The 11,859-nt window shown below is 38.2% G+C and carries 10 protein-coding genes; 6 read left to right on the top strand and 4 right to left on the bottom strand.

Annotated features, from left to right (window positions below; genetic code table 11):
• Positions 1 to 411 precede the first annotated feature (411 nt).
• The 3 genes from IFO69_RS05250 to IFO69_RS05240 all read right to left on the bottom strand — a co-directional run bounded on the left by IFO69_RS05250 (position 412) and on the right by IFO69_RS05240 (position 2,770).
• A complete protein-coding gene (locus tag IFO69_RS05250; RefSeq protein ID WP_192009041.1) occupies positions 412 to 879 on the bottom strand; it encodes a hypothetical protein in 468 nt (155 codons plus the stop codon).
• 144 nt (positions 880 to 1,023) lie between these two features.
• Positions 1,024 to 2,307 (bottom strand): erythromycin esterase family protein, encoded by a 1,284-nt coding sequence (locus tag IFO69_RS05245; protein WP_192009040.1) that lies wholly within the window; start codon positions 2,305 to 2,307, stop codon positions 1,024 to 1,026.
• Between the two features lie 37 nt (positions 2,308 to 2,344).
• A complete protein-coding gene (locus IFO69_RS05240) occupies positions 2,345 to 2,770 on the bottom strand; it encodes a helix-turn-helix transcriptional regulator (RefSeq protein WP_192009039.1) in 426 nt (141 codons plus the stop codon).
• Between the two features lie 542 nt (positions 2,771 to 3,312).
• Between IFO69_RS05240 and IFO69_RS05235 the strand changes: the two genes are divergently transcribed.
• From IFO69_RS05235 to IFO69_RS05225, 3 genes are all read left to right on the top strand, one after another.
• Positions 3,313 to 3,699, top strand: a complete 387-nt coding sequence (locus IFO69_RS05235; protein WP_192009038.1) for a helix-turn-helix domain-containing protein — start codon at positions 3,313 to 3,315, stop codon at positions 3,697 to 3,699.
• Positions 3,700 to 3,715: 16 nt separating this feature from the next.
• Positions 3,716 to 4,021 (top strand): hypothetical protein, encoded by a 306-nt coding sequence (locus tag IFO69_RS05230; protein ID WP_192009037.1) that lies wholly within the window; start codon positions 3,716 to 3,718, stop codon positions 4,019 to 4,021.
• A gap of 108 nt (positions 4,022 to 4,129) precedes the next feature.
• Positions 4,130 to 4,966, top strand: coding sequence for an alpha/beta hydrolase family protein (locus IFO69_RS05225; protein WP_192009036.1), 837 nt, complete (start codon positions 4,130 to 4,132; stop codon positions 4,964 to 4,966).
• Between the two features lie 193 nt (positions 4,967 to 5,159).
• Here the strand turns inward: IFO69_RS05225 and IFO69_RS05220 are convergent, their stop codons facing one another.
• Positions 5,160 to 7,496 carry a GH92 family glycosyl hydrolase gene (locus tag IFO69_RS05220; RefSeq protein WP_192009035.1) on the bottom strand — a complete coding sequence of 779 codons (2,337 nt, stop codon included), beginning with the start codon at positions 7,494 to 7,496 and terminating at the stop codon, positions 5,160 to 5,162.
• Between the two features lie 331 nt (positions 7,497 to 7,827).
• Here IFO69_RS05220 and IFO69_RS05215 point away from each other — a divergent pair, with 331 nt between their 5' ends.
• The 3 genes from IFO69_RS05215 (at position 7,828) to IFO69_RS05205 (ending at position 11,775) form a co-directional block, all read left to right on the top strand.
• On the top strand, positions 7,828 to 9,594 hold the full coding sequence (locus tag IFO69_RS05215; RefSeq protein ID WP_192009034.1) for a class I mannose-6-phosphate isomerase: 1,767 nt from the start codon (positions 7,828 to 7,830) through the stop codon (positions 9,592 to 9,594).
• Between the two features lie 85 nt (positions 9,595 to 9,679).
• Entirely contained in the window at positions 9,680 to 10,591 is a 912-nt protein-coding gene (locus IFO69_RS05210; protein WP_192009033.1) for an ROK family protein, read from the top strand.
• Positions 10,591 to 11,775, top strand: coding sequence for an MFS transporter (locus IFO69_RS05205; protein ID WP_192009032.1), 1,185 nt, complete (start codon positions 10,591 to 10,593; stop codon positions 11,773 to 11,775). The genes IFO69_RS05210 and IFO69_RS05205 overlap by 1 nt, the downstream gene beginning before the upstream one ends.
• Positions 11,776 to 11,859 lie beyond the last annotated feature (84 nt).

Raw genomic sequence — 11,859 nt, 5'->3', positions numbered from 1 at the left:
ATATGGCTTTCGTAGTACCTTTGTTTTGAAAAAGCCAATTACAAATTGGTAGAGATAGAAGGGTGTAATTGCAAATTACACCCAGCCTGGGGTACATTCCCAAGATACAGGACAGTCTCCTGCACATCAGCAGAAAGCTGGACAGGCAGAACGATCAGATCGATACCAATAATCAGTGCGGGGTCAAAATGAATTCTAAACTGGAGGTGATAAAAATGGAGCTTCAACACCAGCACGAACAGCAACAAAAGATCGAAAAGAAATTGACCTTAGTCATCAAATTGTTGGTGGCACCATTGATATTCTTAATTTGCTGCTTAGGCCTATTCCTGATACTGTGGAGGTAGGGGGAATTCCAAAGAAGAAAAGTAAGAAACGTAAAAAGGATTAGAAGAATAGGTTTGAACTGGTCTAATAAGTAAGGGAAGTCCAATCTACAATATAGACATAATAAGAACCATTGTATTCTTTAATCAAATGTAGTTTCAATACACGATGATCCAGTTGAGGGATTAATTTCCTTTTTTCGGTTTTCTCTATCTGTTCAGACCTTTTGTTTATTTCCAAACTTTCTATTTCATATAAATTTTTAACGTTGGTGAATTCAATCTCGTCGTATTCATCTTCACTGATTTCTATTCCTTGTGTTTTCGATGGGGCTAAACTGAAAAGGTCTTTCCCATTTTTAAAAACGGTTTTATTGTTTATTGTATCCTTTGTCCATCCATGATCAGGATTATAAAATAAATACAAATTTATTTTAGGATATGATTTACCACCTTTAACCAATTGATATGTATCAGGGACACTTGATTGAGCATGTACGTTATTAATTGCAATTGTCGTGAGCAGTATTAGCAGATTTAGTATTAATTTCATGATTGTAATATTTTATTGACATAAACTCTCCCCGCTGAAGGAAGTTCATTTTTAACTAGGTGCTAGAAAATTCTCTAAGTGGATAATTTATTCTGTAGAAACAAGAGTTGCTGATTTTTTTGATCTAAATACTGAGGTATAGCATCATTCTGATACTCTTTTGGTAGGATACATGGTTTTAATGTAAAAAATGCCGTCATACACCTTGTTCCAAGGAATTTTAACCACTTTTTTAGGGACGGTAAAATGCATTGGACCTTTCATCAGAAATGGTGAATTGGGGTTGTTGAACTTTGCATTATAGTCTTCAAAATCTATGAAACAATAATTTAAGTTATCAGGTATCCAATTTTCTAGCCCTTTTTTATGAGGGCTTTGTATCGGAAAAGGACTTGTTCCCAATCTGCCCGCGGTACCTTCTTTGGAAGTAAATCCTAAAACATAAGTGGTTTGAGATAATGAAGGATCATTTGTAAAGTCAGTTCCCATATTTTTCCATATAACTTGACCAAAGTCCTTTTTATCGCTGTTCAAAAGGTCGGTATATTTCATGATATGGCTATTGGCTGCCCAAACAATGATCTTTTCATCTTTGTATTTTTGTGTTACTAAAAACCTAAGATTATCAGCCATGGCTTTATCTCTAATCTCATTTGAATTTAGGTTGTAGGAGATAAGGTTTTGAATGACTAAAGCCCAATAGGACTTGCCGTCAATCTTTTTTTGTTCATCGGATATTCGGGCTAGTCCATTTTTTAAAGTTTTGTGCATATCCTTACTAAAATCAATTTTCTCTCTGGCTTTGGCTATCAATGCACGAACAGATTCTAGGAAATCTTGATACTCTTTACCTGAAAATAAGGTGTTATGCCATCCTTGCTGCTTAAGGTATCCATCTAAGTTTTTTACAAGATGAAAGTAAGAGTAATCTAGAATAAGCTGGTTATCAAAACCCGCTAATTGCAAAGGTTTAGGAGTTTGGTAGCTTTCCGGGATATATTCTTTAAGTAGGTATTCAAAAGCATCGCTTTTTGTCCAGAGAGGATAAATATTGGCTTTTAAAAATTGATAGATCGAATCAGGTTTCTTTGGAACTTCTTCCCATCCTTTGGTTAATCCATAAAAGTCACTTTCAAATGCGATTACATTAAATCCTTTCTTTTCACGAAGATATTTTATGATTTTGGTTTTAGCGAGAAAGGCAGGTGCGTCACCGTGGTCCTGCTCTCCAAGCATAACTATTTTTGAATCACCGATGGCCTCCCCAAGTTTTTCTAATTCCCTGTAATCATTGGTTTTGGGATCAATGGAGTTAATGGGGGTTAGATTGTTCTTAACATAGGTTTCAATGTTTTGAGCATGTAGGGATGAGAAAAGGGAAAAATATATGACGGTCAAAAATACCGCCCTTGATTTAAAAAGATGCATGCTTAAAAGTTTGGAGTTCGTTAATTGTAAGGATTAGTTACTTATTGTTAATCAACTTCTCCAGCCTCGCCATCATTTCATCCTTTTCCTTTAGTATTCTTTCATACAATTCAATTTTTTCATCATATAACTGTACAATTTTATCAATCGGGTTAAAGGTACAGTGAGGATTTACGGCATTTAGTGTTGAAGTGTCGTGACTAGAAAATGTATTTGAAATAATATTCACTGCCTGTTCTTCATCAAAGTTCTGGATGGCCTCAACAGGAATATGGAGAATTTCTGCCACCTGCTTTAGGATATTTTCTTCTATGCTTTCTTTTTGTTCCAGTAGGCTGATTTTCTTTTGGGACCATTCTTCTCCCAGTTCGTGGGCCAAGGCATCCTGCTTGATGCCCAGCATTTCCCTAAAGCGTTTGATATTGCGTCCCTGATGGATATTTCGTGCAGCTGAATTGGTCATAAGTCTTGGCTATTAAAAAACTAAAAGACAAGTTAAGGAAATTGGTGGAATTTGGGAAATGTGTTTTTATAAATGGTTGGAAAAGCTGTTTTCTTATGATTTATAGGATTTTCTGAAGTTGATTTATTGGTATAATTTTACCCTAATAAGCTTCTCATACTTTGTTACTTTTTTGCTGCAGGTCAAAAAAGTAACCCAAAAAACCCGCCGCTATGCATCTATTGAGCTAAAATTAAAGCCAGCCCACATGCAGGCAAACTCCTCCTGATATATAGCCTACTGCCATTTTGATCTCCATTGCGTCAAACATGCCTGCCTTTTTGCTTACCCTCTTCTTTAATTTCTTAACGCTCAATATATGCAAGGCGGATCATCTATCTATATGTTTGAGTAATTCCCTTCAGATTTTAGCAAGGTGATTTTCTAATTCATTTAGAGCCAAAAAGGAATGAAGGAATAAGATATTCCTGTAGGAATAGTTTAGAAATGGGAGGTTGAAGAAATTGTATTTGTAGTCATAATCCTTTTTAAACATAACAGGTATGAATGATCTAAGCCAATTTAAAGAAGCGCTCCTTGATAATCAATCAATAGGACAAAATATGATGAACTATAGAAAACTGAGGGGGGTTAAGGCCATTGAGCTTGCTTTCCATTTAGGAATCAGCGAGGCCGCTTATACCAAGTATGAACGTGGGGAAACCAAAATCACCGTGGAGTTGATTAAAAGATATGCTGATTATGTACAGGTTGATCCCATTCATGTATTGACCATTAGGCCGGGACAGCTGATTGAGTATTTTTATGAACTCGAAAAAAGAAAAGTTCAAATGGATAGCAAGCAGTTTGATGCCTTACTCGAAATACTCCGCGAACTCAAAGACAGTAATGATACTTTAAAAAGCCTGATAAAGGAGGCTATTGTTTAAACTTAATAAGAGCATTATGATCAATATTCAAAAAGACGAGCTTATCATAGAATTGATCCTTCGAGATCTTAAGCATAATCAGCTGATTAAAGGCTTGGATAATTTGGACTTGGATGCTGGCCATCGCCATCATCTGGGTATTAGGGATTTGGTCAAGCGACTGATGGAAGTTGCAGAACCTTTGGAGAATGATTTTTTAGATACTTATATGGGCTATATGGATAGATGCCTAGAATATCCTATTTCCAGTTTAGGCGAAGAGTTAAGTAAGTTGGCGGAGGAGTGTTATGAGAGGTTGGGTGAATTACCAATGAAGAAATAAATAGGGAATAGTATTAAATTTTTATATTAGGGGCAGTTTTGTTTTAATAGAATCAATAACAAATTTTTAAAGCCAGTTATTTATAGTTGGAATACTTGAGAATTGATTATGAAAACTTTAGCATCTCTCTTTATTTTTGTCCTTCTCTTTTATTGTTTGAATGATGCCTTTGCCATTAAGCCGGATCGAGAATATTTTATGACCCCTGATTCTATTAATTGGGATTATGAGCAGCTTAAAATCACTACTGAAGATGGCTACAGCCTAAATTCATGGATCTATGAAGCAAAGGCTGAGAATAATAAAGATACGGTACTGATTTTAGCATATCCTGATGCAGGAAACATGTCCTATTTTGTCTATTATGCAGGGATACTGGCAAATGCAGGTTATACTGTAGTTACATTCGATTATAGAGGATTTGGGAAAAGTGATGATTTCGAAATCAAGGCGGATTACCTTTACTATACTGAGTTTTCCAAGGATCTTGAAGCTGTGATAAACACAGTCGAATTAAAGTTCAAGAGTAAAAAAATAGGAGTTTGGGCCATGTCCATGGGAACCACCATTACTTCTCGGGCATATCCCAATATAAAGGAGAAAATAGATTTTATCATTGGGGAAGGTTATGTAACAGATACTTTGGCTATAATAGATCGTTACAAGTCGCTGGATAAAGCTTTAAAACTTCCAGAAAAGTATAGGAAGTATAAGAAAGCAATACGTTCAATAGATGTCCCCCTAATGGTGCTTGCTGCCTCTGAGGATACCATCACTACCTATCAAGATGCATTGGCTCTTCAAGGAATCCTTGGTGATCATTGTGAGGTGGTTCAATATCCAGGGGAACATTTAACAGGTTTCCATCATCAGTTTGATAGCAAAGGATTTGGAGGTTGGTATGTAGAGCGGATAAACAGCTTTGTGGCTAAATATGTAAATTAGTGTTTTTCAAGAAGCATATTTGGGAGAGACAATTTTGTGAATGCCTTGAATTAGGGAAATATAATGCATGTTAATTATTCTGACTTTACGAAACCTTGCACACGACTAAACGAGACAACTGATGTCACTTCAGGACTTAAAGTTCGGAAAATAAATAACTTGGCTAAAAAGATAGCCAGATCAACATCATAGATTATTTGTAAGAATCTCTTGGAGTATTCCCCATTTCCAATTCTAATATACCACCAGAAGTAATTGCTTTCAATGGAATAAAAGGCTCATTCACTGTTTTATTGTTTAGCATAATCTTCTGAATATAGATTCCCTTAGTGTGACCTGATTTTTTCTTGATTACAAACTCCTTACCTGAATAGTATTTGGGACTCAGAGAGATAGTCACTTTATCAAATAGAGGAGAGGATAATCCCATTTTTGCATCAGGTTCTGTAAGTCCAGCTACATCGAACAATCCTATTGCTCCTAAAACATACCAAGCACCTAACTGCCCTTGATCTTCATCCTGTCCATATCCATATCCATGAACACCTTCAGTTCCATAAAATTTATTGCTTATTTCCTGTACCCATTTTTGTGTTAAAGACGGTTTCCCAGAATAATTGAACATCCATGCCACATGTAGATTCGGTTGATTTCCCTGATTGTACATACCTTCCAAGCCACTAAATGCATCTATTGTCTTACCTCCGCCAAATTCTAAAGGCTCAGCTTTCAGGAATATACTGTCCAATCTTGCATTAAATTCATCTTTTCCGATGGCTTCGATTAACCCTTCGGCATCATGCGGTACGTAGAATGTATATTGATAGGAATTGCCTTCCTGAAATCCACGCCAAGCCTGGGTGGGATTGAAGTTTTCTATAAAAGAACCATCTTCAAATTTTGGACGGATTAATTTGAGGTTGGGATCAAACAGGTGTTTCCAGCCAGTAGAGAGCTTGTCCAGTTTTTCATAATCTTGAGTCTTCCCCAGAGCTTCTGCAAATTGTCCTACGGCATAGGAACTAAAGGAATATTCCATGGTATGTGAGGCTGAGAACATCCATGATTCTTGTACTTCATTGTCCGACTCATCAATATGGGCGACATAACCTTTCTCAACAAAGCGATCTACATCCAGTTTTCCGGCTCCACGAGGTCTGTCTTTTCCCTCCAATTCATTTTTTAAAGCAGCTTCATATCCCAGATCCACATCAAAATCCCTAATCCCCTGAAGGTAGGCACTTGCTATGACCAAACTCACGAAATTGGTTCCTACACCGGAGACATATTTGCTGTTGGCAATACCATCAGCCAACCAACCGGAATCCTTGTAAACCAGTAACTGGGAATTGACAAATTCGGATAGGTATTCTGGATAGGCAATTGTCCAAACTTGAGTCAAGTTCCAAAATGCACCCCATATCGCATCCGTATTATAATGAGGATGGATTGGTTTGCCATTATTGTCCAGTGCTATCTGTCCTACAGAACCATCGTTTTTAGGATAGGTTCCCATGACATCACTTGCCAACCCTCTTCCCAGTAAGGCATGATAAAGTCCAGTATAAAACTTTGTTCTGTCTTCATCTTTTCCTCCCTCAACCTTGATTCTTCCCAACATAGAGTTCCAGGTTTTTTGATTCCTATCCTTTGCAGTATCGAAATTCAGGTCTTTTGCCTCAGCGAAATAGTTTACCTTGGCAGCATCCACAGAAGTGTAGGATAAGCCAATTTTTATTTCTACAGCTTCATTTTTTTTAGTTGAATAAGTAAAATATGCACCGCTTGATTTGCCGTTTATTTCCGCTGCATCTTTTATGATCTTTTCTCCCTGAAATACCCCAAAGTTCTGAGGTTGTTTGCTTGGAACAGCATAGAAGTACATTCTGATATCAGCACCTGCCTGATACTTTTCCACATAAACCGGAGCTGTAATCACGAAGCCCTCTACAGTCCCATCGGAGTTGATTTTTACTTCAGCATCCTTGACTCTTCCACTCTCACCCATCATATTTCCTATGTCAAAAAGGATATGTGACTGATCACTTTTAGGAAAAGTATAACGGTGAAATGAGACTCTTTCAGTTGAAGTGAGTTCTGCCTTTACTCCGTAATCCTTTAGCAGAACGCTATAATACCCTGCTTGTGCAACCTCATCTTTCCTATCAAAGCTGGAGCGATATCCTGAACTTGGGTCATCGATTTTTCCAGGAACGGTCTTCAATTCCCCTGTGGTAGCCATGAGAGATACTCCTCCAATTTGGAACTCATGGAAATTTGGAAAACTCTCGATAGAACTATCCCTAAAATCATATCCAGTGGCTTCCCATCCGCTTTTATTTCCTAGACTTCCATTGGTAGAGGGGCCAGGTTTAGCCATACCAAAAGGCATCGCGCCAGGTGCAAAATGAAAATATCTTGCATGCGCAGTTCCAATCAGCGGATCAACTGACTTGATTGGGTCCTGGGCGAATAGCTCAGGCAAGAAAGAAATGAAAAGTATAAAACTTGATACGAGTAGTTTTCTCATGGGTTTGTATGGGGTAATTGATAAGCTAGTTTAAGCACTGAATTTGAATTGGTAGTTGGCAAATCGTTACGGATTTTTCCAACTAGGCCTGCTTGCTTTTAATTAAGACGTGGAGTATTCATTGCCGTTTTATGATTTTAAGTGCTAAGATTTTTGTGAAGAAGAGTTTATTACATAAGTTTAAATGTTTAAACATATGAACATTGGTTTTAAATTCAAAATCAATTTAATTATTACCTAAGTTGGAATAGGGAGAGTGTCTCTATTTTCTGATTATTCCATTTAAAACATACGCATAAATTACCGTGTGCACACCCCTTAGTTAGAAATTATGAAAAGATTAAGCAATCAGCCCCAAGTTCCATTAGTAAAGAAAAAACAGGATTCAGCCGTTTACGATATATTTCCTGCGTTTGAATTAGGTTCGGAGAAAATACATGCAGGTTATGAAAGTCTTTTCGAGAAGCTTGAGTCTTCTAAAAATATAATCTTAGATGGGTATATCGGCGTGGACTGGGATGAAGTTTCATCTGCAATCAAAACCAATTTTTCCGTAAAAAACAAAGCGGTTAATTTGATCAATTGTGCCGATTATTATAAACCATCTTCAGAAATCCTACAAATGGTCGCCCCTTATCTGGGAGGTGATGATCCGGTTTTTGGTAAGAAAACAGATCTTGATCTAAGCGATTTTTTTACTTCCTCCTTTACTTTAGATATTGATAAGGCAAGCGAAGTCACTACAGTTGTGTATGGTTGCGGAGCATCTTTAAGCGGATTAGACGGCATTCTTGTTTATTTCGATCTTCCTAAAAATGAGCTTCAATACAGGATGAGGGCAGGCTCTGTCACCAATTTAGCCACGGATGAGATAAAAGACCCGAAGCAAGCGTATAAGCATTTTTTTTTCGTGGATTGGGTGGTTTGCAACAAAGAGAAAAAAAGGTTGTTGCCCCAAGTGGATTTCATTGTCGATCAGCAAAGATCCAACAACCCTGCTTGGATGAGCGGAGTGGTCTTAAGGACTGGACTGGATGCGATGTCTGAAACTTATTTTCGCGTGAGGCCTTGGTTTGAGCCTGGTGTTTGGGGAGGCCAATGGCTGGCAAAAAATATTCCGGATTTGCCAAAAAACGAGCCCAATTATGCATGGTCTTTTGAAATGATCGTCCCGGAAAACGGGCTGATTTTTTCTTCATCAGGAATATTACTCGAAGTCTCATTTGATTGGCTAATGTATAGGGCAGGGGAGAAAGTTTTGGGCAAGGCATATGAACGGTTTGGGGATGATTTTCCAATTAGATTTGATTTTCTTGACACCTTTGACGGGGATAATCTATCCGTGCAGTGTCACCCATCTACTGCCTATGCTAAGGAGCATTTTGGAGAGAATTTCACCCAAGATGAAACGTATTATATTATGGAAACCACTCCGGAGTCACATGTATATCTGGGATTTCAAGAAAATATTAATCCTCATGAATTTAGGGAGGAACTGGAGAATTCTATTGCTACCAAATCCACCATCGATGTGGAGAGATTTGTTCAAAAGCTTCCTTCAGAAAAACATGGTTTATATTTGATTCCAAATGGAACTATCCATTGTAGTGGTACTGATAATCTGGTGCTGGAAATCAGTGCTACTCCTTACATCTATACTTTCAAAATCTACGACTGGCAACGGTTGGATTTGAACGGAGAGCCCAGACCACTAAATGTGGGCCGAGCGTTTGAAAATCTCGATTTTTCCAAAAAAGGCCAGGTGGTTCAAGAAACGTTGATCTCAAGGCCAGAAGTGGTTGAGGCCGGAGAGGATTGGGAAAAAATCCTCCTTCAGACTCATCCGGATCATTTTTATGAAGTGATCAGATATGAATTTGATTCTGAAGTCATCATACCTACAGGTGGACAGTGTCATTTATTGATGCTTGTGGAAGGGGAAAGTCTTGAACTGGACATTTCTATTGACTGCAACACGAAATTCCATTTCGCCGAAACATTCGCTATTCCTGCAGCCACTGGGAGTTATAGGCTTAAGAACCTTGGTTCTAAGCGAGCCAAAGTCGTGATATCTTATGTCAAAGATTTAGAATGCTAACCTCAACTTCCCTTATAAATTTATCTGAAGTAACAATTATATCGGATATGAAGGAATACTCAATGGTTTTAAAGCTGGATTTAAAATGATTCAGGTCGGTATGGATATAGGAGGGAGTCATTTTATGGTATGCCACTATAAAGTCAGAGATCAGAAGTTGATTTTGGATTCCAGAAGTACCTGTTCTGTAAATCCCAACTGGGAGGCTGAGAGGATATTGGGTGTGTGGAGCGAAGCGATCAGCAAAACCATCTCATCATATGTTCTGAGTAATGTACTAGGTGCTGGAATGGCCATTCCGGGACCTTCTGATTACTATGAAGAGATTATTCAAATCAAAGGTGTTAATAAATATGAATGTCTCTACGACATGAATGTTAAAAATGAATTGGCTACCTGGTTGGAAATGGATGTTTCTCAGGTGAGATTTATCAATGATGCATCAGTTTTTGCCATTGCTGTATCTATGATTGGCAAAGTCAAATCATTTGACAGATGCTTGGCAATTACGTTAGGTACCGGTCTTATAGCTTCGTTTATTGTTAACCGCAAGCCGGTATTTTCCGATCCTTTGGTTCCTAAAGGAGGCTTTTTATACGATCAATCGATAGATGGAGTGAAGGCTGGTGAGTTGTTTCCGACCAAAGGTTTACTTTATCTTTATTATCAAGTAAGTAGGGAATTTGCAGCCAATGCATTGGAAATCTACCAACTGGCTACTGACTATATCAAAGTTAGAGAAACCTTCCAGTTGTGTAGTCGGGATCTGGGGAGATTTTTGGCTCCTTTTATAGAGGAATTTGGGGCAGAGTTTTTGGTATTGGGCGGTAATATTTCCAATGCTTTTGAGAACTTCAAAGAACAGTTGATAGCTGAGTTGCCGATAGCTGAGATACACCTGTCAGGAATGATGGATCAGGCGGATTTGATCAGCGGGGCATTATTAATGGGTGATGAATATTTTGGGGAATTGTCAGATCTAATCGAGGAAATGTGATGCATCAGACCAATAAAGCGAAAATAAACTATAAATCAATCGCACCAATTCTCCTGAGCTATATCGTGATGGGGTTTGTGGACATCGTGGGCGTCTCCACAGGATTTGCCCAGAAAGATTTCAATTTGACTCCCACACTTGCACAACTGATTCCATCAATGGTGTTTGTGTGGTTTTTTATTCTTTCCATTCCTGTAAGCCTGTTACAGAATAAGATTGGGAAAAAGAATACACTGCTAATTGGAATTGCTGCAACTGCAGTAGGGATGTTTACGCCATTTGTCAGCTATACCTATCCTGTTTTTCTCTTCTCATTTGTATTGTTGGGAATAGGGAACACCTTCATCCAAGTGTCTTCCAACCCGCTGCTGAGGGAGGTGGTTTCTGAAGGAAAGTATCCAAGCCTGTTGAGTATCTCGCAATTTGTGAAGGCTATCAGTTCCTTGTTGGGGCCTCTTATTGTAGCATTTATGGTGACGTTTGCCGGGGACTGGAAGAATGTGTTCCTTGCATACGGTTTGATCTCTATCCTGACAGCTGCGTGGCTTAGTAAGACGGTGGTGAATGAGAAATTCAAGGCAGATGCGACCAGTTTCAGAAAATGTTTTGCATTACTTGGAGATCCCTTGATTGCATTTATGGTGCTTTCGATTTTCCTGATAGTAGGAATAGATGTAGGCATGAATACCAACATTCAAGGATTGCTCGTCTCCAACTATGGTTTGAGTCTGGAAGATTCCTCCCTAGGGATTAGTCTTTATTTTTTCTCCTTGATGGTGAGCCGGTTTGTAGGTGCAATTATTCTCAATAAAATGAGCCATCTGAAATTTCTAAAATGGTCTAGTTTACTTACAGTATTGTTTTTCTTGGGGTTGATTTTCTCTTCCAGCCTATTTACCTCCCTGGCATTTATAGTCCTAGTAGGGTTAGCATCAGCTAATCTGTTTCCCTTGATCTTTGCTTTGACAATCAATAAAAGACCGTCCAGAAGTAATGAAATCTCCGGTTTGATGACCATGGCAATTATTGGCGGGGCGATTGTTCCTTTGCTTATGGGATTGGTGCAGAAAAGCTTTACCGTGAATGAAGGGTTTATTGTACTGATTGTCTCTGCTGTAATAATTTCCATTTCTCACCGGGTGCTCAAAAGGTCTGAAACTGGAAGTGCTTTAAAGTTTAAATAAATCGTAGATCCAATGATACAGAGGGGAATTGGTATGTTTATCAAAATGATGTATCTAAAATCCTTACTGGTTTTGCGAGTATAC

Source organism: Echinicola arenosa, from assembly GCF_014841125.1.
GTDB classification, from domain to species: domain Bacteria; phylum Bacteroidota; class Bacteroidia; order Cytophagales; family Cyclobacteriaceae; genus Echinicola; species Echinicola arenosa.
This window is presented reverse-complemented; position numbering and strand designations above follow the sequence as displayed.

What these genes read in the sequence shown, in the direction of transcription:
- IFO69_RS05250 (WP_192009041.1), bottom strand. Translation starts at nt 879, where the DNA reads ATGAAATTAATACTAAATCTGCTAATACTGCTCACGACAATTGCAATT.
- IFO69_RS05245 (WP_192009040.1), bottom strand. Translation starts at nt 2,307, where the DNA reads ATGCATCTTTTTAAATCAAGGGCGGTATTTTTGACCGTCATATATTTT.
- IFO69_RS05240 (WP_192009039.1), bottom strand. Translation starts at nt 2,770, where the DNA reads ATGACCAATTCAGCTGCACGAAATATCCATCAGGGACGCAATATCAAA.
- IFO69_RS05235 (WP_192009038.1), top strand. Translation starts at nt 3,313, where the DNA reads ATGAATGATCTAAGCCAATTTAAAGAAGCGCTCCTTGATAATCAATCA.
- IFO69_RS05230 (WP_192009037.1), top strand. Translation starts at nt 3,716, where the DNA reads ATGATCAATATTCAAAAAGACGAGCTTATCATAGAATTGATCCTTCGA.
- IFO69_RS05225 (WP_192009036.1), top strand. Translation starts at nt 4,130, where the DNA reads ATGAAAACTTTAGCATCTCTCTTTATTTTTGTCCTTCTCTTTTATTGT.
- IFO69_RS05220 (WP_192009035.1), bottom strand. Translation starts at nt 7,496, where the DNA reads ATGAGAAAACTACTCGTATCAAGTTTTATACTTTTCATTTCTTTCTTG.
- IFO69_RS05215 (WP_192009034.1), top strand. Translation starts at nt 7,828, where the DNA reads ATGAAAAGATTAAGCAATCAGCCCCAAGTTCCATTAGTAAAGAAAAAA.
- IFO69_RS05210 (WP_192009033.1), top strand. Translation starts at nt 9,680, where the DNA reads ATGATTCAGGTCGGTATGGATATAGGAGGGAGTCATTTTATGGTATGC.
- IFO69_RS05205 (WP_192009032.1), top strand. Translation starts at nt 10,591, where the DNA reads ATGCATCAGACCAATAAAGCGAAAATAAACTATAAATCAATCGCACCA.